Origin of the sequence: Edaphobacter modestus (assembly GCF_004217555.1) — a bacterium.
In the GTDB taxonomy this organism is placed as follows: domain Bacteria; phylum Acidobacteriota; class Terriglobia; order Terriglobales; family Acidobacteriaceae; genus Edaphobacter; species Edaphobacter modestus.
Map to the genome: position 1 here is coordinate 306671 of NZ_SHKW01000001.1, position 24077 is coordinate 330747.

Sequence of the window (24077 nt, forward strand, 5' to 3'; positions counted from 1 at the left end):
TTCGTTGGGAAATGGGAAAGTTGGTGACCGCGGCGGCCACGGATGGCTTGTTGCGCGGTTCTCAACGTATGTAATAGTGTGGCTGTATCGGATTCTGTTGCCTGATTGCTAACCTAATTTTTAAAGGTTTGATATTCGCCGTCGTCCGGAGTAGCTCTGGTAACTTGCTATCCATTCGACTTCATTTGGTGCCGCGCCTAAGAGATTTATAGTACACGGGTATCTACCTTCAGTTTTTCCTAACATTCGAAGATAACCATGGTGCTTCGAAGCAGTCTGTATGCGACGGTGTTGACTTGCTTAGTCCTTGCGTCCTTCGCCAATGCCGAAGGGCGATTGCAGGTAACCTATAGCAATAAAGGGCTCCCACAACTGTCTTACAAGGGAGTTGTTCTGGAAGATCTGAACAGGTTTCCTGACGATACACTTCACATCTTCCATATGAAAATGACTGACAGCAGCGGGACTCTACGTTCGTCCGGTCAATATGGTTGGGGAGAAAACAACAGTTGCCGCGCGTGGGAACTAATCAACCATATCTGGACCTATCATTTCGTTTGGGGATCAATACGCGTTGGCTTCAGCCAACATGACGACTCCTGGACATAAAAGTTATGGCAATTAATTCCGCAGACTCTGGTGTAGTTCTAAATGGAGCGGTCATTTATCCCCTGGCGCTCCACTTCGAAGCGCATCCTGCGGGGCTTCGGTGCAAATTTGCCGCAACTCACGTTCAATAATCAGGGTCCGGGAGTGACCGCAGCGGACTACGGTAACGGCCAGGTCACGGCCGTAGTTCCAGACGCGTGGGAGGGTGCGTTCGGCCTCAGCATTTCACCAGAGGCAACAATGGACGTGCGCGTCAGGTGTATCTGCCGGCTGGACAAATCGTCGATGAGTTGAATCGAATGATTCGATATGCTCATGATCGGTGGGGAGCGACTTTGTTCTATATCGATTCCACAGTAGACGAACATGGTGCCGCACTCGACGCTTCTATATTGGAGAATGTCGCGGCCAGGATGCCATGTTTTCTTTTAATTCCTGAAGAACATACGGAGAAGCACTGCGCGTATAGTGCTCCCTTTCAAAGCTTTCTGTTCCACGGAGATATTGGGACAGCAAAAGACGTGTTTTACGTCTATCCCAATGCATTCAGAGTGAACATGGTAAATGATGTAAACAGTGAAAAACTCGCGGCGGCGCGCCAGCAACTAGGAGCTGCAGTCACGCACGGCGATGTTCTGATCGTCCATGGAGACTAGTGGGATACCAACAATCAGACCGTAGTTCATTGAACAGTCAGCGTAGGTGCAGCGACCGGCTCTGTTGGGTAGCGGGTTCCACCGGTGAAATAAACAGTTCCTGTTGAAGATGACTCAATTGGTTTTGGCGCGGCATACGACTTGTTACGAAGCGAATCCTGCAGGATGAATAAAACCGAGCCCATAAGACGATGGGGACGCCCCTCTTCACCTCGCGTAAGAACGAGATAACCAGATCTCCCAACGACGAGGTTCATCTTCCAGTACGGATTCGTCGAATTACTTTCGAAGATCGCTTCATAAGAAGCGCCAGCGATAAACATTCGAACGGATGCGAAACACATTTCGCCGCAGGCGCTCTGTACGATTTTCCAGCTTTCTTCAACTGTCTTGGCTGCTTTGATGGAACTCTCGAGTTCTTGGAGGTAAATCTCTTCTTTAAGGATTCGGAAGACGTTGCTGCGAGAGAGAGTTCTACGCGCAGCAGAGACTTCAACATAGCCGAGCCTATTGATACCGATCCAGATAAGTATGCAGAAAGAGATGATGATGGGACCGAGAAATCGAATCCCGCTGAAGCTAGCGAGAAGGGCGAAAAATGCAGCGACAGCGCTGACGCCATAAAGGATGAGTGCGGCTACATGAGGCTTGTGACCAAGCGCGAGAACCATGTGGTGGATATGGCCACGATCTCCTTTGAAGATTGGCCGGCTACGCAAAAGGCGACGACCGACAGAGAGGACCACATCGAGCAAAGGAAGTGTAAGAGCCATCAGCGGAGCGGCCATCCCGAGCATGGTCCCGTTGTGTTGGCTCCAGACCAAACTGAAGCAACCCAGCATAAAGCCTATGGTCAAGCTCCCGCAGTCACCGAGAAAAATCGAAGCGGGACTAAAATTGTAGCGAAGAAATGCAAGGAGACAACCCAATAGAGGAGCGGTGGCAATAGCGAGTCCAGTATTGCCTGTTGCGAGCGCTGCAAGAAGCGTAGTTAGCGTTGCAAAGAGTCCGACACCCGACGCAAGTCCGTCGAGTCCGTCGATCAGATTAACGGCGTTGGTGCATCCGATCAGCCACACGATACTAAGGGGAATAGTGATGAAACTAGAGTGTGGAATGTTATCCATTGACATTCGTGCACCCAGTGATACGGCCAACACGGCGGCGACAGATTGTCCAAGGAGCTTCTGCTTTGGCTTCAAAGTAAATATGTCGTCGACCAATCCAGTTATGAAGATGATCCCAGTTGCAGGTAAGAGCGACAAAAATAATGTAAGGTGCTGGATCGAGATGGCAGCGTTACGAGGCGCAAAGATTAGAAGAAGCCCCAGAGCGCCCGCATAGGAAAGCACAATGGGAATTCCACCGATACGTGGGATCGGCTTAATATGAAACTTCCGGTCCTTGTCCGGACTGTCGACGATGTTAAAGTACAGAAACAGATCCCGGCAGATGGGAGTCGTAACCAGGCATAGTGCAAACGCTACAACGAAAATTAGAATGACCGCATTCATAAATTCCTCTCGGCAGTCTTCGGTGTGGAATCGAAGATGTAAGATGGCTTCTGAATGTCCTCTTTACTTCGAGGGGCCCGGGGAAACAGATTCTGTTGGGATGACAGCCTGTCAGCGCCGAGAATCTTGGTAATTCTGGCGACGCCAAGCGGACGATCATAGTGATTAAGGAAGGCCTCCCGCGCAAGCTGACCAGCGACAGAAACGTCGGCGGGGTTTTCTGCGAGACGTAGAAGCAGGTCTGTGAGTGAATCGGTATCTCCGCAACGGACCGCCCACCCGCAGCCGAATTTTTCGATAATACGAGCAGGTGTCGCAGCTGCGGGTCCTATGAAAAGAATTGGGCGGCCCGCGGCGAGAAGACCGTAGACCTTGCTGGGGACCACGGAGCCACAACAAGACTCACGTTGTGTAACAAGGCCTATGTCTGCTATCGAGAGGCTGTTTCCCAAATTACTTCGCTGAACGTAAGGATGGAAAGAGACGCCACGCATATCGTTCTTGGAGCAGAACTCTGCCATCTTTCCACTATTTCCGCCGCCTCCAACGAAGACGAATCGAAACCGAGTGTCGTCTTTCAAGTTGAGCATGGCACCTGAGATGGTCGCTACGTCATGAGCGAGGCCGAGAGTTCCTGAATAAAGAACTCTGAGTTGAGACTCTTGAACTTTTGCTACTGGCTTAATCGAGACACCGTCGGCCCAATTTTCTGCAACATGGATTGTGTCGCGATCGATTCCTCGCAGAATGAGACGGTTTTTCATGCAATCGCCAAGGGCGACGATGCCGTCGGCGCGATGACGTGAAAAGTCTGCCAAGGTTCCAATCACACGATCAAGCGTTCCGCCAGCTTTGAAATGATCGAGATCTACAGCGACGTCGGGATAAACATCCATCTCCCATATGTAATGGGACGATCCACGAAACGTCTTGATGGCTGTTCCTATTAACGAAAGCAGTGGCGGCGTAGTGAGTGTAAGAACAAGATCTTGTCGGTGCAGGGTAAGGCCGCGAAAAGCCGCCGAAAGGTAGAAGGAGGCATAGGACAACAATCTTCCGAGGGTTCCACGGGAGAACGGGAGATTCTTCGTTCGGTACACACGCGCAGCTGGCGGGAGTTCGTCGGAAGAGATCGAATATCCACCTGTCTCCGCACAGATGACGGACACCTCATGTCCTTGCTCTTCGAGATGGGTCGCGAGATCGGTAAGCAACTGACTCGTCGCTGCCGAGTCCGGCCAGAAGAATTGATTTAGGAGGAGGATCTTCATGTTGCCTCCTGTGCGCCTGCGACGACAATCTCAGAGCTACGAATCACCCGCTTCTTGACGAATTGTGCAGGGTTCCCAGCATAAATTTCATAGTCGGGGATGATGCCGGTGATCACACTCCCGGCGCTTATGACTGCGCACTGACCAAGAACGGTGCCAGGACCGAGCAGCGAGTTCGCTCCAACCCAAGAACCATCATTTAGTTGGATCGGCGAAACCATCAGACCGAAGCAGGGATCGTTCCAATCGTGATTGCCTGTACAGAGGTATGCGCCCTGTGAGATGCATACATTGTTTCCAAGACGAACCGTGGTCAGGTTATCGACCCAGCAACGCTCTCCGAGCCAGCAGTCGTCACCGACAACCAAGTGCCAGGGGTACTTCACCAAGACACCAGGTTTTGTCGTTACATTTTTGCCAATGCGTGCTCCGAAGAGTCGGAGCAATTTCACCTTCGCCGAGCTGAAAGGAAGCCAATAAGAGCAAACCAAGGGGGAGCCGATGAAGTGCCAAAGCACCTGCAGGAGGCGACTGCGTCCTGGCTTGTACCACTCGTTGTTGTATTTCCCAAGTGTCACAGTATTCATAAGTTGCCCCTTAGACCAGATCGACGGTTCGCGGTTGAGGACCGCCCTGGACCCACTGATAGAGTTCGGTAAATTGTTGCGTAATGATCGACCAGTTATAACGACGTGCAACAAGCTGAGAGCCCTCGTTTCCGATCTCTTTATTGCGCTCTGTTGAGTTACTTAACCACTCAGCTAATGCAGAAGTTAGTGCGGATTGTCTTGGCTCGATGACCCACCCGGCGTCGGCCTGGCTTACTTCAGGAAGATTGCATCGATTGCTGATAATTACGGGAAGGCCCATGCCCATTGCTTCAAGGATCGAGACGCTGAGTCCCTCTGAATAAGAAGGCAGCACGAAGCAATCTGCAGCGGCCATAGCACTCCATTTGAGGTCGCCGCGCAGCATCCCGGTGAAGGTGACATCCCGAACGAGATTGAGCTGGTTGATCCTCGCCTCGAGCTTAGACTTGGTCTCTTCGAAATCAGGACCGGCTATAACGAGATGGGCCTCGGGCCACTTCGCGGATAGCTCTGCCCAGGATTCGATTAGAATGTCGAGACCTTTTTTGTAGTGAATCCTTCCTAGAAAAAGAAGGATCTTCTTGTTCTTGAGTGCAGGATATTTGGAGATAAAAAGATCCGAAGAATTTTTCTCTGGAATAAAAACCCCATTCGGAATCACAGCAACGGGACGAGTGGAACCGAAACGGCGGTAATCTTCAGCCTCGGCACGAGTGAGGGCGTGGAGGCAAGCGGCGCCCTCAACGTTGGCTTTCTCGAAGAGGGCAGAATAGATAATCTTCTTCCACTTTCGGTTCGACAGAGCCCAAGGCTCCAACATCCCGTGGGCGGAGAGTACATAGGGAATTTGCAAAGCGCGCGCAGTATCGCAAGCCATAGCCGTGCTTTGCTCCCACAGCCCGTGGATGTGTAACCCTTCCGCCGATTTAATCTCATTGCGAAACCGTGAGCGGATGGTCGAATCGCGCAGCCAGGCCGAGCGGCTTGTCGGCCAATAGCTTACGTTAAGGTGTGAAATGCCTGGCGGTGTATATTCCTCGCCAGGATTGCAGAAGGCAGCGAGCCCTATGGAAAACGAGCCTGTATTTGCAAGTAACGAGCTAAGTTGCGGAACAACAGTACTAAGCCCCCCATATCGAGTATCCAGATGCGAGAGAACGCTGATCCAATTGAAGGAGGAAGACATAGATCCCTGATTGAACTCGATATGCCTGACAGTCAAATTTTCCGATAACATAATCACCACTTTCCAGAAAGAATCTTCCAGTCCTGAAACGACATGAAAATGCAGCTTTCCTGACGGTCTGCTTTCCTGAAGTAGCTGGCCCGGTCGTACCAGGTTCTTTACTGTTTATGCTGCAGCGATGGAAGCTACCTGCGCCCCAAGAGCTTCTGGGGTATAAGTTCCGATGATCTCGAGCGAACGGCCGCCCATCCGAGTCAATGCAGACGGATCGAGTGATTCGATCCTTGTCAGCAAAGTAGTCAATGCGCCCTTCTCCAAGGGATCAAAGATGAAGCCATTGCGGCCTGAATGGACGAGATCTTCCATGCACCCGCAATGACTTGACACGAGTACCGGAAGACCAGATGCCATGGCCTCGTTTACAACTAATCCCCAGGGTTCACGGGTACTCGGAAGGACGAAACAACCGGCGAAAGCATAGAACAAAGGCAGCTCGCGGAAGGTTCGATGGCCCGAGAAGTAAATGTCTTCGGCAAAAACAGAGGTGGAGGCAATTGCTTTGAGCGAATCGGCTTGAGGGCCCGCTCCGACAAGAACGAGAGACCAAGTGCCGCCCTGCTCGCGATATCGAATCCATTCGACCAGCAGACCTTCAACGTTCTTTTCGCTAGAGAGCCTGCCGACATAGAGGAAATATTGCACGGGAAGTCCCGTGTGAGCTGCACTGCAGAGTTTGAGAGGACTCACCATTTCATTGAGGTACTGATTGTCGACGACATCGTAGAAGTGGCGAATACGACGAGCAGGAAAGCTCAGCCGCTCCAAGTAGCGCACATGAGCCTTTCCTCCAGAGATGGCCCAGTTGAAAAGAAGTCTGATTAATCTGCGTTTGAGTATTTCCTTCCACCAGATCCGCGTATGATCGCGTTCGGTGCTCTCAGTCATGAGTACGCTCTTACGGCCGTGAGATCTGGCCCATAGAGCAGCTGCGATCGCCGGCAAAGTGTAATAGCCGGGAATCAGAACCACATCGGGATCGAGTTTCGATAGCCTGCGCCATAGCTTTGCAGCGAGGACAAACTTACTAGCTTCCCGCCAGCTGCTGTTGGGCATAAGCGTCTCGACGGGCAAGTCCACAGGCACTTCCTCTCGGAACTTCAATCCCGCATGAACGCCGATACCTCCAACCAGTTCAATTCCCCATACCCCATCGCCCAACATTGGGTGCCGTTGAATGCCCCTGAAGCGAGCAATGTGATAGGCGTACCAATCGATCCATATAGCCACCACCCGGCTACGCGCTAAGGTATTTTTCGAAAGAGACGAATGAGCGTCAGGCATGTTCGATGGTCTCCATAGGGTATGCGTTCTTTATTTGTGGTCGCCTGTGACGAAGTGGAACCGACTGCAGAGCCCAACGCCAGATAAGCCAACACGGAATGGAAAGGAGAAGAGCGCGAAAAATTACGGCTTCCATCGTTTGCATAACCAAGTAAATGGAAAGGGCTGAGAGAACGATGTACTGGCTGGCCCACGGACCTCCGCGAGTTACGGCTCTCTTCCAGGCAAAGGCATACACCCAACCCAACAAAGCCATCAGCGGAATGCACAGCCACCAGGCCTCTATCCACAAATCGGCGATGATACCGGGCGCTGAACCAACGGCACCGACCCACCCAAGAGCATCGCCGAAGCCCTCCCCAGTGCCGGCATTTTGACGAAGTTCCGGAACGCCAAAGTCTTCATATTTGGTAGGCCATATTGCGCTGGGAATCGGGCGAACTAAAATTTGAGCCAAATAGCGTCGCATCCAAAAATAGTGATCGCGTCGCTGTGCGCTTAGAATGGTGCCCGACCCATAGATAAATTCATTTCCAGAGTCAGGTTTATCTACGATTGCGCCTACATCCGTCTTTACATCGAAGCTCGATCCGAGATAGATGCTGCTGCGATTCGTCACCAGGAAGAGAACGAACCAACCCAGGAAAACGCCGCCCAAACCGACACTTAGAACCGGGGGACGTTTCTCGCGGCTCAGGTACCAACCCATTAAAACGATGACCACAAGAGCGAAGGTCGGTCCGCGTCGTGCCATCAGAAGTGCCTGAGACGCCCAGGGAATGCCAAAAAATCCCAGCATGATGAAAGAGGGTAGGCGGGGTCCATTTGAAGCCAGTGCAGTTATCGAGAGAAGGGTGCCAACCAGCAGCAGCAGGGTTCCATCCCGAACGTAACCACTGTCATCCCAGCCCCCGGCGTAAGAGTTACTGTACGCATTGACGAAACCACCGACATTGACGATCGTGATCGCCCAGCATAGAAGTCCCAACGAGCCGACCAGAGCAGCGCCAATCAAAAGACGTCGGCATGCGGTCTCAGAAAGAACAGGGCGCCGGCTCCCAGGCTCAGGTCGCAGACGTATCCCCGATGCAAGGCACCCCGCTACGAACGCAAGAATACCGAGCACATTGAGTGTCTGGACGAAGACAAGCTGTTCTTGATCGAAGAATTGATCCAGGCCACCGATCGAGTAAATCCTCCAAGGAATCCAGCCATAGAGCAAGATCATCATCGGACCAATCAGGATTAGTGGATGGAAGACGTCACGACTTCCGTCCATTGCAGAGAAGATGCCGACAAGAACAACTAGTACAGCGGCGACCAGGAGAAGCTCAAACATCGGCGTTTCTCCCTTCTTGTTTGCTGGCTTCGGATGCAAGAAACTCCGCGACGACATCAGCTACGCGGTTGCGAAAGTGGGGCCAAGTAAAGCGCTCCGCTCGAAGACGCGCTTGTCGCCCCATATATAGAAGCTCTTTGCGATGATCAATCGCCCACGCAATATGTTGGGCCAGGAGATCGGGCCGACGCGGCTCAACAATAAAGCCCTGAAGGCCATGTTCAATGAGATCAGGCGCTGCGGTGCGGGTGGTCGATAAAATCGGAAGACCGCAGGCCATCGCTTCCAGCAGGACCTGACCGAATCCCTCGGCGACAGATGGAAAGACGAAGAGGTCCGAAGTTTGATAGGCGTCGACGAGCTCTTCTGCGCTTACAGACGGACGGATAGTGACTTGTGAGGAGAATGCATCGAAGAGCTTGAGATCATCGACGACTCTGCCACAGATCGTGAGATGCACATCATCGCGATTAAGAAGTTGAAGTGCCTGCAAAAGGTACTTGACGCCTTTGCGCTGATTGATGCGGCCCACGAAAAGAAGATTGAGCCTGGAGGCTCGATCTTTGGGCTGGAACTCCGAGGGTCTGAACTGCTCGAGATTCACGCCATATGGCACCACGCTGATTTGCGAGGGCGAGATGCCATGCTCGATTAGAGAAGTCTTGGTAAAAGAAGAGGCGACCAGAATGTGCGATGCCATTGTGGGCTCGAGCACCAAGTGGTTGAAGTCTTTCTCCGGTAGCGAAAGCTCCCACTCCTGCTGAAGCGAGGAGGCACAGTCGGGATTAGCCTCGAGTTCTTCGGTGAGGATGCGCCTCATCGTACCGGGGTGTGGATGAAGCTGAAAGAGCATACCCGCCCTGCCATACTCGCGAAAGGCATCGTAAGCGTAGTAACTGTAGCTGAGAAGATTTGTCTTCGAGCGTCTCGCCAATCTGCCTGCATGACGACCCAGGATTGCATCCGCATAGCGCATCATACTGCGCCGAAACATTATCGGGGCTCCCGGAAGTTTCTCAAGCAGAAGCGTAGCCAGGCCTACAAATCCGCAAGGACTTACAGACGAAGATGGCACCCTAGGCTCGCTGCGCTGTCGCAGCAGGGACTGCAGCTTCGCAGGCAGCCGCCTGCTAAAACTCGCGGCTCGTCGTTTATCGCTGGGCCAGAAAAGATCCGTAACAAACGACTCCAGCATGCCTCTTTCGAAAAGGGCGAGTGAGACCTGATAAGCATCGCGTGCGCCACTGTGCACCAGCACGACCTTTGCCGACCTGGTTCCGGAAACTTCGTGAGGTGTTGGAGGCTGCACGTCGAGTGTGGCGGCGGCCGATTGAGTCTCGCGAGTTGGAAGTGTCGTCGTCATGGCTACATATCGCTTACAACAGGGAATCGAAATGCTGCTTCAACTGTGCTGCGGAGGAACTCCAGGTAAATCGTGCGGCTCGTTTTCTGCCTGCTGCAGCGAACTGCTGTCTCGCAAGCGGGTCGCCGAGCATGTCTTCGATTGCCGCGACATGCATTGGCGCAGTGTCGTCCTCGATCAGCAGGGCGGCATCGCCTGCGATCTCTGTCAATGACGAAGCGCGGCTGGCCACAACGGTGGCGCCACAGGCCATGGCTTCGATTACGGGAAGTCCAAACCCCTCGTATCGCGAGGGAAACCACACCACCGTTGCGGTCGAATACAATGCATGCAAGGCTTCATCTGATACGAAGCCCAGCATTTTGAGATTCGGTTCAAACGAGCGGGCACGCTCAAGGTAGGCAGCGTTTGAATGATTGACGACTACAATCTTCAGATTCGGATGGCGTTCCATGAGGAGCGGGCATGCAACAAGAATCAGCTCCGCATTCTTACGGAAGTGAAGTCCGCCCGGGATCAGGACAAAAGGCTGGCCTAGAAGCTTCTGCTCCTGCACATACTGCATGCCCTCGGTAGGGACGGCTTCAAAGAAATGCGGCGTCACAGCGTTATGAACCACACGAAGCCGTGATGCGATCGAAGGAAAGAAATGGCTCAAGCGGTCGGCAGAAAAATGCGAGACCGTGTGGAAAATGTCTACGTTTCGAGACAGCTTGCCGAACAACAGCTTCCACTTCAGTCTTTGTTTGTAAAAAGCCGAATCAGCAAAATGAGCTGTATCTTCAAAATAAGCGGCGTCGTGAACTGTAACAACAAGTCGCGCCTTCGAAACCGGCACATAAGATTCAGCTGTGCAGTGAACAATCTGCGCGTCGCTCCAAAATGTTTCGGCTCGGGGGCTATTAAGAGCGAACCAGCGTGCCTGTTGTCGTGAGGTGTCGGCCGTAAATGTATGGTAGGGGTAAGCTCTCCATGCTCCTTCGACGAGGGGAACGATACGAGCACGATCGGCAGCATCGGCAAGTATATGCAGGTTTACATCACTGCGTTGGGCCAGGTGTTCGGTAAGCTGACGCGCAACTCTGCCAGCTCCTGTCGATCCGTAGATATTGCGCATGTGAACATACGAAAGAACATTGACTGAGTTTACGGATTGCTCCAGCACAACGGGAGGAGAGATGGTCCTAGCAGTTATCACGAGGCCCTCCCGCCGCATGTGCGTCCAAGACTTTGCAATCTCGAAAAAGCTTTGCTTGCAGCGCGCTTTATCACCTCGGTACTCGGAAGCCAGCGATGTCTCTTTCCCATAAAAAAAAGAAAAGAGAGTGCTGCTACAGAGATAAGTGCCATGATTGCGGTGAGCATCGGCGCAGAGCGCTCTTGACTGGCACGTAAGAAAGCAAGAGCGGCCAGGGTCGCACTGGCAACGGTACCCAGCAGGAATGTCTGTACCATGCCTCGTGGGAGAAAGTCCTTGCGGTAGAGAACGCCGAGCACCATCGCGGATGACAAGATATGCCCCACGAGGTAAATGGTCATGGCCTTCCATGCGCTACCGTGATGAAGCAAGAAAACAGTTCCTCCAATCGCGACGATGATTGCCCAAAGCGTATTGATCACACCAGTAGAGCGAATAGAAACGATTGAGAGTCGAGCGGCGGCTGGGGCGTTTCCCATGTGAATCACAGCGACGGCAAGCGCGATACAGGTGGCGACCGCTGCCATGTCGTAAGTGTGACCGTAGAGAATACGAAGAGCCCATGGTATTGCCACCATGCCCACCGACGCCAGTAGCAGAGAAGCAAACATGGCGCCGAAGGTGCAGAGCGCCATAACGTGTTGAGGTGTGTTGGAGTTTTCGCTCTCTGGATCCGCCATAACGGCATAGCTGGACTCGGTCAAAAGACTCGGAGCTAGTGCAACGATATTGCGCAACTGATTGGCGATTGCGAGAAAGCTCATCTGCACGAGCGTTGTGTCCGCCCGCGCCACAAGCGTGGTGAGCCACCATCCGGCGAGGTTCAATCCAATCAATCCTGCCAACTGAATGAAGCCGAACGACCACACCTGTCGCAGCATCGGTCCTAGCTCCGCAACGTAATTAGTGCCGAGAGCGTAGAGGCCCAGAGGACGGGCAAAGAGTATGCAGATAGCTACCGCAGCGATCGTTACCGAACCCTGCGAGACAATCATTCGGATCGGACTATGCATCTTAGCTGCAATCGGAACAAACGAGACCATTCCGATGCCGACCAGAGTCGAAAGAAGCACGAGAGCTCTCAGATGATGCTGTCCAACAAAGAAACCGCGTGCGCATTCAAGCAGAACGATGCCTGCAGCAGAGAGCGCCGCCCACCGCAACAGGCCTGTAAGACTCTCCTTCTGGAGAAGATGCGCAATCGGCGCAGCGCCGAACCAAAGGCTAACTGCGGCAATCGTTGCTGAGATGAGCGATACAATCGCAAGCGCCCTAGCGAGGGTTGAATAGTCGCGGCTGCCCTGAGGATATTTGCCTGAAAAGCGTGCCGCAGTCGATCCAATTCCACCCGCTGCATAAGTGGAAATGTTGCTCGCGGTGGTGATGGCCAGGGAGTAGCCACCAAAAGTAGAGGCGCCCCCAAGCCGTGCCGCCAACAGGTTGGCGAGAAATCCTGCTCCTCTTTCGATGAAGATGCTGATCCCTAACGCGGACGTACCGCCTAACAGGCGTTTCGTAACGTGAATCGGGATCTCCTCAACTGGAGAAGAGATCGGCTGCAATGTGTCCGCCGTCGCGGCGTCCGGAATATAGGTCAAACTCATGAGCCCGTAGCCGCCTTTTGGAAAGTCTCCGCTTCTTGCTTGTAACGGTAGTAAGAGTCGTAGTATTTAGAAAGACGTTCTCTACCCGGATCGAAGGCATTGAGGATTGTCCCGATGAGCCGGACGCGATCTTTGTCGAAAAAATCACGTGCCTTCGTCGCTTGTTCGCGCGAAGTCGACCCTGAGCGAATTACAAGAATCGCGCCCTGGGAATAGCAGGCGAAGATTCTTGCATCGGCCATGTGCAACATAGGCGGCGTATCTATCAGGACGACGTCAAACTCGCGATGAAGCCGATCGATCAACTCAGCGAGACGAGGTGAGTGCAGCAACTGGACGACTTCCTCTGATCCTGATCCCGAAGGGATCACCGAGAGATTGGGTATCCTTGTGGCCTTGCAGAATGTTCCAATCGTCGCCCGCGCCAGATCGATCTCTCCACGGAGCAGATTCCTTAGGCCGACATCATTCGGCACGTGGAGAGCGTTGTGCATTCCTGGCTTACGCAGGTCACCATCGAGGATAACCACACGCAAGTTCGATTTGCTGAGCGCTACACCTAGATTCGAAGTGACAGTGGTTTTGCCGTCGCCCGCATTAGGGCTTGTGACTACATAGACCCGCGCGCGATTCGACGAATTACCTGTCAGCAGAATTGAGAAAGTCGTGCTGCGATAAGCCTCAGCTACCACAGAGAAGTGGCTACTCCATCCAGCCATATCCAGAACGTCTGCGTTGCGGACTATTGTCGAAGACCCACTTTGAAGAGTGATTATGGAATCACTCCTACTTGCCGGAAACGCCTTGTCCTCGTATCTGCTGGAAGGAATGACTCCGAGTTCATTGAGGTTGAGGTATCGCTCCACTTCGCCGGGAACTCGAAGAATATCCGAGTTACGGTCCTTATAGAACGCAAAGCCTATTCCAAAAAGTGACCCCAACAATAGGCCTGCCATCGTGGAAGTTCCCCTTCGGGGCGAGAACGGCATTTTGGGCTTGTGGGCCGCATCCACAAGGCGAACGGTGGATGCCTGCATCGCGGACGCGAAGCCCGCTTCTTTCGCTCGCTGAAGAAGCGTCTGGTAGAGTTGCTGTTCCGATTCGACTTCCCGCCGTAGTAACGACACCTGAGCCGCTTTGCCGAGATCGGAAGATACGTTGGCTTCTTGCATGTGATAGGCCGTCATAAGAAGCATTTCGCGATGCCGTGCCGTCTCTAGCTCATTCTTCAAGCGATTCGAGTTGGCATTGCGCGCCGCTTCCATACCAGCTTCGACCTCACGGATCTCCGAACGAAGGTGAATAACCTTGGGATTCTCTTCAGTCAGCGGAGGGACTAGTTGCGCCACCTTACCTTTAAGATCGGCAAGCTTTTCCTGGTATCTCCGATATTCAGGGCTATCCATAACGCTAGGCAAAGTAGTCGAAAGGGCCACAGCCGCAATTTCGGACTGCGATTCTTTTTGTATGCGATCGGCCTGGGCCCTCACCAGTTCCGCTTGGAGTTCGCGAAGCTTGTCCTCGCCGACCGTCGTGCTCTCCTGGCTAAGCACAAGACCGTTTCCACCCGTTGCCGCCTCCAACTTATGCTGGGATTCCTCAGCCAGTAGTTTGATATCGGCTGCCTGTTGTGCAAGCCACCGGCTGGTCTTTTCAGACTCGCTGCTTCGAGTCTCGAGATCTGCCTCTTTGAACTGCGTAGTCAGAGTGTTGCAGAATCGCGCGGCAAACTCCGCATTCCATGAATCACAGGTGATCTCGACCAGCCGTGTGATCCCAAGGGGCTTGACCGTAACGTGCTTTGCCGTATCTTCAATAAGATCGTCACTTGAAATAGGCTTTCCCACGGAAATCGGAAGATGGAGCATACCGATCAGCCGCGAGGCCAGATCGAGTCGCGGCGTCGTCGCGGAGTGTGGCTCGGCCGCAAGTCTCGCCTTCGTACGTTGAAGTAAAGTGTCGCTCTGAAGCAGCTTGATCTGAGTTTGCACATTGGTCTCGGCGGACGAGCCATTTCCTTCTCCAGTAGGAGCGACTGCACGCATATTCATGAAGTCGCTGTTCAAGCTTTGAATATCGAGCGATGTTCGTGCACGGTAGTAGGGAAGAGAGGCGAAGGACAACAGAAAGCTGAGCAGAATTCCCGCGATCGCAGAAGCAAAGATCATCCAACGATGACGGGATAGTATTCGAAGATACTCTGCGAATAAGCTGGTTCTCTGCTCAACTCGATCGTTCGCGGTCCATGACTTCGGAAACGTTTCGCCACTCTCATCACGGGCAACGATGCCAACTGGCCGGCGATCAATACCGTTAGTGTTGAAAGTGTTTCCCATATTGTTCCCTCTTCTCTTTTATTTTGTCCCGTGATACTCCTAAAACCTATAGATCGCGGCACCGAGGGCGACCTGCATAATGTCCATTGCGCGATGAGAGGCCGACTTCAACCCACTGTTAGGGACAAAAAGAATGTCATTGCCAAACAGGGGCTCATCGGGTGCCTTTCCTGCCAGGATCGCCTTGATATTCACTGGAATCTCACGCGGATTTCCATCACCGCCTGGTGCTGGGCGAATAATTTTGGAATTGCTCGAAGCTGAATCACGATCCAAGCCTTCGGCCAGAGAGAGGGCTTGCAACAGTGTGATGCTGGTATGAGACGAGAGTTGAAACCCTCCCGCCTTCTTCACGTTGCCCACGACGTAGACCACCTCGGCTTTGGGGATCGAGACAATGTCACCCGGAGAAACCAGGATGTTTTCGGAAGGAGTTTTGGATGCCATCAAATCCTCGAGTGACAAACTGGCTGTGCTTATACCAGTCGCTGGATCGACCACAGCATGTGGAAGCGGTAAGGTTCCCCACTTCTTTTCGCGGGTAACGATCACTCTGGAACCGGCATCCGGCTTTGTTCCGCCCGCTAGCGAGATCACGTCAATGAGGCGTTTGGGACCCTGTAGTTGATGGATTCCTGGCGCATTGACTGAACCCACAATCGATACCGGCCTGCTGGAATATTCCGTAAGGCTGATTGAGATCTGTGGTGAATCGATGTACTTGCTTAGCTTCGACACCAATTTCGTCTTCAACTGTTCGATCGTGAGCCCCGTCGCCTCAACAGGCCCGGCGAGGGGCAGATCGATATAGCCGGAGGGGTCGATCCGGAAGGACTTCGCAGATAACTCCTCTAGATCTTGGACATTGATAACAAATTGATCGCCATCTCCAAGGACATATTCATTCACCACAACTCGTCGCGGAATTAGCGCGACCTGTCCACATGAGTAAAGCGACACTGTGAGCGTCGAAAGACACAACAGGCGTCGAATTGATTTTTGACAATTCATTCGGTAAGTGAGATACGAAGTTGAAATATCGTCAGTTACGTGAGGTGGCTAAAGAAGCTGAATTGAATTTGTCTGTATCGAGTTTGGGATAGTAGCTCGTCTTACAAGTTAGGAATATCCCTCGAAAAAACAGGAAATTGTCTTTTAAATTGAAGAGTCTCGTGCACATACATGTGCACGTTCCGTGCCAAACCGAGCGACTCTCGAAACTAGAACGCGGTCGGCAACCAGAATAAAATTTGTTGCGTTGGCAATGACGTTTGGACGGAAGACACGAGATAGGAAATCTGCCCTCACAAAATTAGCGTCAGTTATCGCTCGCGATGCAAGCCGACGGGTAGCGCATTGAATTTGAAGGTCATTCGTGACGTTCGCTTAGCTTGGCTGCAATTGGAAGTCGGTTGGAGAAGTGTTGTTTCGCCGCTAAAACTTGCTCGTCTTCTCGAGAACATAAGTCGTCAAAATCTATCCCAGCAGGTAAACGATGAGATAGATTGGGATCGCACTGTACCTCCAATGTAAGAGAAAGATCAATGATCACAATTTGACATTGTTGCAGGTCTTTTCACATCTTTTGGAAAAGAAATACATCTTTCGCCTAAATACAATGCAGATTGTTTCACTACCCGTTTGGCGGTAGGTATTGATGGTTGGAAATAACTACGCGGGGGATCAGTTCTGCACTACAGCTGATGTAGCGACAAATAGACTTGGTAGCGCGGTCGTCAGGTAACTAAGCCTGTCGCTTCGGGACAACGTTCAATTCGAAAGATCCCTTCAGGGGGCGAAGATGTTATCGCTCGCCTCATCGAAATTCGCGGACGGCTTCTGGCCATTGAGGACGAGGAAAAGCCAGTCCGCGAGATTGTCGGCGGCCGCAACGGGAAGGGCACCCGCCAAACCCACGCTCGCGGTGCACGGGATGGCGCGCAGGCGAGTCACGATGTCGTCAAGGAGATGAATTTGCCGCGAAATCGCTGCCTGCTGCGGCCGAGAAGGCCTGCCCCGACTAAAATGACAAGTGTTGTGGCAATTTCGCCGATGACCAAGAGGCTGCGCAAACGCTGACTGGCGCTTGAACCTGTGTGACTGCGGGATCCGGCGCTAAGGGCATACTACAGATCGCTCCTGACGGCGCGCCAGGCAGCGAAGGGCCCGAGCGCAATGGCAATCGTCACCGTTGCGGCCAGAGCGAATAGGAGAACCGCGGGGTTGAGGGCGATTCCCTCCTGACGTGGTAGGTTTGCGGAAGAATGACGGGAAGGATCCTGAGGCCACCGGCGGCAATCAAGATGCCCAGCATCCTTGCCGCGAGCGAAAGCGCAAATGACTCGACGAGGAACTGCTGGATCAGACGACCGTGACCGGCACCGAGGGCCGCACGAATTGCCAGTTCTCTCTGGCGAGCGGAGGTACGCGCCACGAGCAATCCAGCGACATTGGCGCAGCAACCATGAGCAGGAGACCGACGGCTCCCAAGAGGGTGAGGAGAGCAGTCCGCACATCGCCCACGATGGCGTCGGCGAGAGGTACGACGGCAGCGTCGCTGAGGTCCACTTGGATGCCGTACTGATGCCGGATGCGGCGAGCGATTGAGCTCAGATTCGCGCGCGCCTCGGCGACGGTGACACCCTCTCGAACACGGCCGAGAGCTCGCCAGTTGTGAGCCGTACGAGATAGCGCTGCCAATAACTGTAGCTGACGATGACGGCCGACGCGCCATGCGGGCGCTGTTCGCCCGCTGCAAAAAGGCGGCCGCGCGACGGTTGGATACCGAGGGTTGGGAAGAAACCGCTGGAAACGGCTGCGACGTTCACACGTGCCGGCTCGCTGCCGCCGGAAACAGAGGCTGCCGCGTAGTCATGGGCGGCCACGTTCGCGAACGTGTTGTTCTGTGAGAGGAAATATTCAAATTGGATTCGGCCAAGTTTGTAAGGTGTCCATTGGGCATCTGTTCCCAGACGCGCACGATCTGCTTGGGATTCGGATAGGGGAGAGGACGGAACAGCACCGCATCGGCCACAGAGAAGATGGAAGCGGACGCGCCGATGCCGAGAGCGAGCACGAGGATGGTGACGGCGGCGAAGCCTGGATTCTTGACGATCTGGCGAATCGCGAATTGATGTCGCGCAGGAGATTTTCGAACCACAGAGTGCGGTCTCTCAGGTGGAAGCGCTCCTTTATCGCGGGCACATTGCCGAACGCAACTCTCGCTTTCCGGTGCGCCTCCTCTTCGCTCAGGCCCTCGCTCCTGAGCTCATCGGCTTCGAGTTCCAGATGTGCTCTGATCTCTTCGGCAAAATCATCTGTGTTCCGCTTGCGTCTGAACATGCCTATGCCTCGTCGCCGCTCGGTCCTGTGCTTCGGCACTGTGCTTCGGCCCAGAATCAATCCCATCGCCCTCGTCAGCCTCTGCCACTCGTCCGTCTTCTCTACAAGTTGCTCGTGGCCTTTCGGCGTCAACGAATAGAACCCGAGCTTTGCGGTTGTTCTCACTCACGCCCCATTTTGCGCTGATCCACTTCTTATCTTCGAGCCTCTGTAGGGCCAGATATAGCCATGGTCAACGAAGAAGACCTCTTCCGACTGGCGTTGACTCAGGCGCGCCACGCCCTGGCCATGGCACGCTCCCCAGCACAAGGGTTTTCAGAATGAGCAAGTCGAGGGTCTCCTTGTAACAAGGCAAATGCGGTCATCGGTGCACTTTTGGGTAGTCATCCGACCCAAGTGCCACACTACCTGTGTCGGATGTCACCTGAGTCACGGTCGTCCATGCGCAGGGACCCGATCCCGCAGGCCAGTGTCTTTAGGACTTAGGACAATGAGTTCTCAATTCGCGAGAACAGGCCAATGCATTCATCCAGCCGACCTGGCGCCGATTTTGCCGAGTTCCGGGCGGCTTGTGGGCATTCAGGAAATAACGGCCAAGAGAGTGGACTGCGGTGGTGAAGTGCGGCTTTGACGTTTAGTCTCCATCGCGCCGAGCCTGGCGACCGTAGAAAGGCTGCTACTGGCCTATCGCGGTAGGGATGCGCATTGCTGCGCACCCCCCGCACAGATCCCGGCGAGCGTGATTCACGCACCGGGCTCCCACCTCAGGTGTTTGACGGCGAAACGAACGCTGGGCCACGGATGAAGGATGCGCGGTAACGGTAAGAACTCTGCCACGAGTGTCGCCATCCGATTCCAAGTTGTGCGATCCCGCTGACTTCGCTGCACGAGTGAGCGTCGCCAGAGATGGACTACATAGTGCCGGAAGGTCCCGAGGCATCTGCTATTGGTGGGCACCGCGTGATACTCGAAGTACCCGCGGACTACCTGCCCGAGCCACTTACCCTGGAGCGGGATAGATTCGTGCATGCGTCGCCTCAGTTCCTCTTTGATCGCTCGCAACCTTGCCCGCATCCTGTCCCGGCGTGTCTGCCGCTTAAGCTGGTAGACGCCCCGGCGTGACCGGCTGCAGATGTGAGTGAACCCAAGGAAGTTGAACGTCTCCGGCTTTCCCATCCCGCGGCTCTCTCGATCTCTGGCCGCGAAGCGACCGAACTCGATCAGCCGGGTCTTCTCCGGATGCAACGACAGCGCGAACTTCTCCAGCCGCTGGCGCATGTCCCCCATGAATCGCTTCGCTTCTCGTTCGTGCTGGAAGCCCATGACGATGTCATCGGCGTACCGCACAACGATGACCTGACCCTTGGCATGGTACTTACGCCATTGATCGGCACACAGGTCGAACGCATAGTGAAGATAGATGTTGGCCAGCAGGGGCGAGATGACCGCTCCTTGCGGAGTGCCCGCCCTCGGTTGGTGCAAGGTTTCCATCTTCCATGACCGCACGCCTTCAGCCACTTGCGAATCAGACGGAGGATGCGCCCGTCGCCGACCCGGTGTTCGACGAACCGAATCAGCCACTCATGACTGACGGCGTCGAAGAATCCGGCGATGTCGGCGTCCACGATCCAGTTCACCTTCGTCGAAGTGATCCCGACTGCCAACGCGTCCAGTGCATCATGCTGTCCGCGTCCGGGTCGGAATCCGTACGAAAATCCCAGGAAGTCTGCTTCGTAGATTGCGTTGAGTACTTGCGCTACGGCGCGTTGAACGATCTTATCCTCCAGTGCGGCGATCCCCAGCGGGCGTTGCCGCCCATCGGGTTTCGGAATGTATCGCCGCCGTGAAGGAAGCGCCCGGTACGTGCCTCGATGCGCCTGCTCGTGCAATCTCGTCAGGTTCTATGGCTGGCCTACAGACTCCCCTGTCAACGCTTCGCCCTGCATCTCGCGATGCACAACGCATGACTCGGGGCCAGTGTGGTTTGCTATTCCTTCACTGCACAGGACTCTCACCTGCTACTCCTTGCCGATCTCCCGGCGCACTAGCGTACATAAATTTCCGTTTCGTGAGGTGTCCCCCTGTCGCTCTAGAGGCTGTTAATGACTTCAGTTGAGTATTTTGAAGATTCTGCTGAGCATGAGGCAGGCGAAGGCGAAGTAGTGGAAGGCGGCGAGGGTTTGGGAGAGGCGTTCGTAGTCTCTAGCCAGGCGGCGGAATCGCGGGGCCCAGGCGAAGCTTCTCTCGACGACCCATCGGCGGGGCAGCAGGACGAAGCCCCGTTTGGCCTCCGTGTGCTTGACCACCTCCAGTTGAATGCCGTGCCGGGCGGCCGCGCTGTCCGCGGTTTCTCCGGTGTAGCCCTGGTCGACGTAGGCAAGTTCCACGTGGTCTCCGGTGATCTGCTGCACCGCTTCGGCGAGCTTGTCCACCTGGGCGCGGTCCTGCTCGTTGGCGGCGGTGACATGCGAGGCGAGCAGGTTGCCCAGGGTGTCCACCGCAGCGTGCACCTTGGCTCCTTTGCGCCATCGTATCCAGCCCGCGCCCCCGACTCCGGCGTGGACTGCAGCGTCCGGCTGTCCACCACCATCGCCGTGGGCTGCGGCTTGCGCTCGGCAAACTCGCGCAATAGAGAGCGCAGGTCCTCCACCATGATCTCGAAGCATCCGGCACCCATCCAGCGCCGCGTCTGCTGGTACACCACCGGCCACGGCGGAAGATCGTTCGGCATCATCCGCCAGTGCGCCCCAGTCTTCACCAGCCAGCGCAGAGCGTTGAACACCGCCCGCAAACGGTGCGACCGCTGCCGAGCGTCCTCCCGGCACAACGCCAGATAGGGCGCCACGACCACTCCTCATCGCTCACATCGCTCGGATAACCAACCTGACCCTTATTCCCCATCCAACTATGCTGCGCGATGACAACAACACAATCACTGCCTTCCTACACATGAGAACTAAAGTTACTAATAGCCTCTAGGTCCCACCCTGTTCCGTGGCGACGGGCAATTGTGATGCTTAGAAGGCGCCCAGGTGAACCTTTACCACGGCTTTAATGTGTTTTCGAAAGTTGAGACCACGGTCAGTCTGGTCTCCGTTCCATAACCGCGAAGTCTTCCACGTACCGTTCTCGTATGTCCCCTCCTCCGCACTGAGAATCTGCATGCGAATTCCCGGCAATCTGCCCTCTGTATGAAAGGCGACACTTGCGTCGACGCCCGTGACGAGGAACTCATCCGGCCCGAGTTGCGCCACCAGGGCACGTCCCGTGTGGTCCGGCGTGCCCGGGGCGTGCCGGCCGTCCGGTTGAGGGAACCCGAAACGTACGGAGGCTTTCCGTTTGCCGAAGTCCAGCTCTTGTTCCGTCTGTCCAGACGCATCCACCGCGGACTTCAGCTTTCCTTCAAAATTCAGACGGGCAATCTCTCGCGAGATCGGTTCCAGCAGAACGAAGTTCTCTGTATGTAACTTCGGACCCTCGCCCTCGGAGAAGGTCCAGCCCGTACGATCCACTCCAAACGGAGAGAAGCCGATCGCGCCGTAGTTCAGGGCCAGGAACAGGAAGCGCGCATACGCGTCGCTGTTCCCGGTCTCCGGAATCCAGAGCGCATTATCGGGGCGGGCATATGTGTTCAGAACTGTGGTGTAGAAACCCAGGTCGTCCGAATAAATGTCCGGTCCGATCACGTCGATTGCCGGTGCCAGCGCCTTCCATAGCCAAAGTGACCGCTGGATCGGGCCGCCCGATGGCCACCCGATCCCAGGATTGCCGATCTGGCGTTCAGGCAATTCGGCAATCGGATACGACAGCCACACATTGCAATACATGGGAATGTTAAACTCCCGTTTCCCAGCCTCAGCCACCTCGTTGAGGTAAGGGGCCTGGTAGTAGGCCTGGAAGAGGTCGTTCGCATCTGCGCCAAAGACCTCCCGCCACGTACCCTGGCTCTTCGCTGCGGCGCGCAGAAGGTCAACAGGAACCTTACCCTCAAATTCACGATTGGACTCCGGTGAGAAGTCACGGGGTGACCCGATGATGCCCGACTCATTCTCCACCTGTACGAAGATGATGGTGTGCTCGCTAGAGTCGATCTCCCCAAGATGATGCATCAGTGTTGTGAACGCATGCTCGGAGCTGATTCGGAAGGTCGGGACCAGTGAACAGGCGTTCTATCGCTGGAAAAGTACGTTGGCCTGGGGGTGGACCAGATCCATCAACTGAAGCAGCTGCGGGACGAGAACACAAGTTGGTGGCCGAGCTGACGCTGGACAAGACGATGCTTCAGGACGTGCTCAAAAGTTGTGAAGCCCTCACGGCGCCGCTCGTTTGTGAAGTATCTGGAACAGAGCTATCGGGTGAGCGAACGACACGCATGCTGTGTCCTGGAAGTGGCACGAGCGACGCATCGCTATGAGCGCCAGCATGAACAGCGGATCGAGTTACTCATGCGTATCCGGGAGATCGCGCAGATCCGAGTACTTTATGGCTATCGCATGATCCGCGTGCTGTTGAATCGTGAGGGTTGGAAGGTCGGTAAGGACCTCGTCTACCGGCTGTACCGAGAGGAAGGGCTGGGACTGCGCAAGCGGGCGGCAGGAAAACGACGCGCTGCAGTGCATCGTCGCGAACGGTTGCGTCCGACAGGGCCGAACCAGGTCTGGGCGATGGACTTCGTTGCCGATGAACTCAGTGATGGAAGGCGGATTCGGTCTTTGACCATCGTCGATATCTTCACGCGAGAGAGCCTGGCTATTGAAGTGGGACAGAGCTTGACAGGAGGGGATGTAGTGAGTGTTCTGAACCAGTTGAAGCAGCACCGTGGTGCGCCCAGGGTGCTGTTCTGTGACAACGGAGCAGAGTTCATTGGTTAGATGCTGGATCTTGGGCCTACAAGAACGAAATGAAGATCGACTTCTCGCGTCCAGGCAAGCCGACCGACAACGCCTTCTGCGAATCGTTCAATGGGACTTTCCGCTCAGAGTGTCTCGACACCAACTGGTTCAGCGATCTGGAGGACGCGAAACGAATCATCGAAGCATGGCGCGGGGAACAATGTGAGTCGTCCTCACAGGGCTCTCGACTACAGGACACCAGAGGAATTCGCTACCAACGCCCAAGAGTTTCACTCCGAGGCTCTGGTAAGGGGTTTCCAAGAGTATGGGATCCGCCTCGATCATAGTCCCGCTGGGCAGCCACACTTCGGCAGCCACATCGAAAGGCTGATCGGCACCATGATGGTGGCCCTTCATCTGCTGCCTGGAACTACCTTTTCCGATGTACAGTAAAAAGCGTCCTATCCGTCAGAAGCAAGCGAGCTCCTGACGGGATCAGAGCTGGAGCGTTGGCTTGCTTTGCAGATCGCCGATGTCCACCCCCTGTCGCTACATCCTCCCGCTCAGGCAACACTCTGAATCTCGCGATCCAAGGTCCATCAGCGCATCCTTAGTCTGACCGAGGGTGTCTTGGTGAAGATCTGCCGCCTTCTCGAAAACAGCCACGTCAGAGAGGCCATTCGCGGCGCACGGGAACACATCAGCCCCGCCCTGCTCAATGATAATCTCGTTACGGAATCCGTGGTATCGATTATCGATCGCCGCAACCGGTGAGTGTCCACGCGATGATCGCTGCTCATGCTTCCTTACAACTGCCTTTCGCACCGAAACCCTTTCGTCGCGAGCAGTTCTCGTTGTGGCTTCTTCGTCTTGCAGCTGCCAACTGTGTCTGCCTG

General features: G+C 54.6%; 21 protein-coding genes and 3 pseudogenes. 4 read left to right on the forward strand and 20 right to left on the reverse strand.

Annotation, left to right across the window (positions count from 1 at the left end):
- The first annotated feature begins 651 nt into the window (after positions 1-651).
- Positions 652-903 (forward strand): hypothetical protein, encoded by a 252-nt coding sequence (locus BDD14_RS01310; protein WP_130417241.1) that lies wholly within the window; start codon positions 652-654, stop codon positions 901-903.
- Between the two features lie 41 nt (positions 904-944).
- Complete coding sequence (locus BDD14_RS01315; protein WP_130417242.1) at positions 945-1265, forward strand: hypothetical protein; 321 nt, start codon at positions 945-947, stop codon at positions 1263-1265.
- Between the two features lie 26 nt (positions 1266-1291).
- On the opposite strand, the gene BDD14_RS01320 is transcribed toward BDD14_RS01315, so the two are convergent.
- The 20 genes and pseudogenes from BDD14_RS01320 to BDD14_RS01400 form a co-directional block, all read right to left on the reverse strand.
- A complete protein-coding gene (locus BDD14_RS01320; RefSeq protein ID WP_130417243.1) occupies positions 1292-2779 on the reverse strand; it encodes an MraY family glycosyltransferase in 1488 nt (495 codons plus the stop codon).
- Positions 2776-4050 (reverse strand): glycosyltransferase family 4 protein, encoded by a 1275-nt coding sequence (locus tag BDD14_RS01325; protein ID WP_130417244.1) that lies wholly within the window; start codon positions 4048-4050, stop codon positions 2776-2778. Before BDD14_RS01325 ends, BDD14_RS01320 begins: the two co-directional genes overlap by 4 nt.
- A complete protein-coding gene (locus BDD14_RS01330; RefSeq protein ID WP_130417245.1) occupies positions 4047-4637 on the reverse strand; it encodes a WcaF family extracellular polysaccharide biosynthesis acetyltransferase in 591 nt (196 codons plus the stop codon). The genes BDD14_RS01325 and BDD14_RS01330 overlap by 4 nt, the downstream gene beginning before the upstream one ends.
- Before the next feature lie 10 nt (positions 4638-4647).
- Positions 4648-5877 (reverse strand): glycosyltransferase, encoded by a 1230-nt coding sequence (locus BDD14_RS01335; RefSeq protein ID WP_242618211.1) that lies wholly within the window; start codon positions 5875-5877, stop codon positions 4648-4650.
- A 114-nt stretch (positions 5878-5991) separates the two neighbouring features.
- Positions 5992-7167, reverse strand: coding sequence for a glycosyltransferase family 4 protein (locus BDD14_RS01340; protein ID WP_130417247.1), 1176 nt, complete (start codon positions 7165-7167; stop codon positions 5992-5994).
- Complete coding sequence (locus BDD14_RS01345; protein WP_130417248.1) at positions 7160-8506, reverse strand: hypothetical protein; 1347 nt, start codon at positions 8504-8506, stop codon at positions 7160-7162. The genes BDD14_RS01340 and BDD14_RS01345 overlap by 8 nt, the downstream gene beginning before the upstream one ends.
- Positions 8499-9869, reverse strand: coding sequence for a glycosyltransferase family 4 protein (locus BDD14_RS01350; protein WP_130417249.1), 1371 nt, complete (start codon positions 9867-9869; stop codon positions 8499-8501). The genes BDD14_RS01345 and BDD14_RS01350 overlap by 8 nt, the downstream gene beginning before the upstream one ends.
- Before the next feature lie 13 nt (positions 9870-9882).
- Entirely contained in the window at positions 9883-11067 is a 1185-nt protein-coding gene (locus tag BDD14_RS01355) for a glycosyltransferase family 4 protein (RefSeq protein WP_165419865.1), read from the reverse strand.
- On the reverse strand, positions 11064-12671 hold the full coding sequence (locus tag BDD14_RS01360) for a lipopolysaccharide biosynthesis protein (RefSeq protein ID WP_130417251.1): 1608 nt from the start codon (positions 12669-12671) through the stop codon (positions 11064-11066). Before BDD14_RS01360 ends, BDD14_RS01355 begins: the two co-directional genes overlap by 4 nt.
- Complete coding sequence (locus BDD14_RS01365) at positions 12668-15007, reverse strand: GumC family protein (protein ID WP_130417252.1); 2340 nt, start codon at positions 15005-15007, stop codon at positions 12668-12670. Before BDD14_RS01365 ends, BDD14_RS01360 begins: the two co-directional genes overlap by 4 nt.
- A 39-nt stretch (positions 15008-15046) precedes the next feature.
- Entirely contained in the window at positions 15047-15916 is an 870-nt protein-coding gene (locus BDD14_RS01370; protein ID WP_165419866.1) for a polysaccharide biosynthesis/export family protein, read from the reverse strand.
- A gap of 879 nt (positions 15917-16795) precedes the next feature.
- Positions 16796-16918 (reverse strand): hypothetical protein, encoded by a 123-nt coding sequence (locus BDD14_RS33650; RefSeq protein ID WP_278045456.1) that lies wholly within the window; start codon positions 16916-16918, stop codon positions 16796-16798.
- A 274-nt stretch (positions 16919-17192) separates the two neighbouring features.
- On the reverse strand, positions 17193-17441 hold the full coding sequence (locus BDD14_RS34175; protein WP_423201740.1) for an FtsX-like permease family protein: 249 nt from the start codon (positions 17439-17441) through the stop codon (positions 17193-17195).
- On the reverse strand, positions 17369-17707 hold the full coding sequence (locus BDD14_RS31530) for a hypothetical protein (protein ID WP_165419867.1): 339 nt from the start codon (positions 17705-17707) through the stop codon (positions 17369-17371). The genes BDD14_RS34175 and BDD14_RS31530 overlap by 73 nt, the downstream gene beginning before the upstream one ends.
- 124 nt (positions 17708-17831) lie before the next feature.
- The gene (locus BDD14_RS31535) at positions 17832-18167 is read right to left on the reverse strand and encodes a hypothetical protein (RefSeq protein WP_165419868.1); all 336 of its coding nucleotides are present in this window, start codon (positions 18165-18167) and stop codon (positions 17832-17834) included.
- Positions 18168-18196: 29 nt separating this feature from the next.
- Positions 18197-18415 (reverse strand): annotated as a pseudogene (locus tag BDD14_RS34180) (permease prefix domain 1-containing protein); the annotation flags it as partial.
- Between the two features lie 678 nt (positions 18416-19093).
- A complete protein-coding gene (locus tag BDD14_RS01390; RefSeq protein ID WP_479724003.1) occupies positions 19094-19840 on the reverse strand; it encodes a reverse transcriptase domain-containing protein in 747 nt (248 codons plus the stop codon).
- A gap of 59 nt (positions 19841-19899) precedes the next feature.
- Positions 19900-20238, reverse strand: a pseudogene (locus tag BDD14_RS34990) (reverse transcriptase domain-containing protein); the annotation flags it as partial.
- Positions 20239-20457: 219 nt separating this feature from the next.
- Positions 20458-21250, reverse strand: a pseudogene (locus BDD14_RS01395) (IS5 family transposase).
- Between the two features lie 116 nt (positions 21251-21366).
- The gene (locus tag BDD14_RS01400) at positions 21367-22458 is read right to left on the reverse strand and encodes a DUF5597 domain-containing protein (protein ID WP_130417256.1); all 1092 of its coding nucleotides are present in this window, start codon (positions 22456-22458) and stop codon (positions 21367-21369) included.
- A 192-nt stretch (positions 22459-22650) separates the two neighbouring features.
- Between BDD14_RS01400 and BDD14_RS01405 the strand changes: the two genes are divergently transcribed.
- Entirely contained in the window at positions 22651-23220 is a 570-nt protein-coding gene (locus BDD14_RS01405) for a DDE-type integrase/transposase/recombinase (protein WP_130417257.1), read from the forward strand.
- A 29-nt stretch (positions 23221-23249) separates the two neighbouring features.
- The gene (locus BDD14_RS34185) at positions 23250-23528 is read left to right on the forward strand and encodes an integrase core domain-containing protein (protein ID WP_130417258.1); all 279 of its coding nucleotides are present in this window, start codon (positions 23250-23252) and stop codon (positions 23526-23528) included.
- The last annotated feature ends 549 nt before the right edge of the window (positions 23529-24077 follow it).

Excerpts from the sequence above, each read along its gene's own strand:
- BDD14_RS01400 (WP_130417256.1), bottom strand. The coding sequence starts at position 22,458 with ATGCATCATCTTGGGGAGATCGACTCTAGCGAGCACACCATCATCTTC.
- BDD14_RS01350 (WP_130417249.1), bottom strand. The coding sequence starts at position 9,869 with ATGACGACGACACTTCCAACTCGCGAGACTCAATCGGCCGCCGCCACA.
- BDD14_RS01360 (WP_130417251.1), bottom strand. The coding sequence starts at position 12,671 with ATGAGTTTGACCTATATTCCGGACGCCGCGACGGCGGACACATTGCAG.
- BDD14_RS01335 (WP_242618211.1), bottom strand. The coding sequence starts at position 5,877 with ATGTTATCGGAAAATTTGACTGTCAGGCATATCGAGTTCAATCAGGGA.
- BDD14_RS01330 (WP_130417245.1), bottom strand. The coding sequence starts at position 4,637 with ATGAATACTGTGACACTTGGGAAATACAACAACGAGTGGTACAAGCCA.
- BDD14_RS34185 (WP_130417258.1), top strand. The coding sequence starts at position 23,250 with ATGAAGATCGACTTCTCGCGTCCAGGCAAGCCGACCGACAACGCCTTC.
- BDD14_RS01340 (WP_130417247.1), bottom strand. The coding sequence starts at position 7,167 with ATGCCTGACGCTCATTCGTCTCTTTCGAAAAATACCTTAGCGCGTAGC.
- BDD14_RS01365 (WP_130417252.1), bottom strand. The coding sequence starts at position 15,007 with ATGGGAAACACTTTCAACACTAACGGTATTGATCGCCGGCCAGTTGGC.
- BDD14_RS01390 (WP_479724003.1), bottom strand. The coding sequence starts at position 19,840 with ATGGAAACCTTGCACCAACCGAGGGCGGGCACTCCGCAAGGAGCGGTC.
- BDD14_RS01320 (WP_130417243.1), bottom strand. The coding sequence starts at position 2,779 with ATGAATGCGGTCATTCTAATTTTCGTTGTAGCGTTTGCACTATGCCTG.
- BDD14_RS01325 (WP_130417244.1), bottom strand. The coding sequence starts at position 4,050 with ATGAAGATCCTCCTCCTAAATCAATTCTTCTGGCCGGACTCGGCAGCG.
- BDD14_RS01345 (WP_130417248.1), bottom strand. The coding sequence starts at position 8,506 with ATGTTTGAGCTTCTCCTGGTCGCCGCTGTACTAGTTGTTCTTGTCGGC.
- BDD14_RS01310 (WP_130417241.1), top strand. The coding sequence starts at position 652 with ATGGAGCGGTCATTTATCCCCTGGCGCTCCACTTCGAAGCGCATCCTG.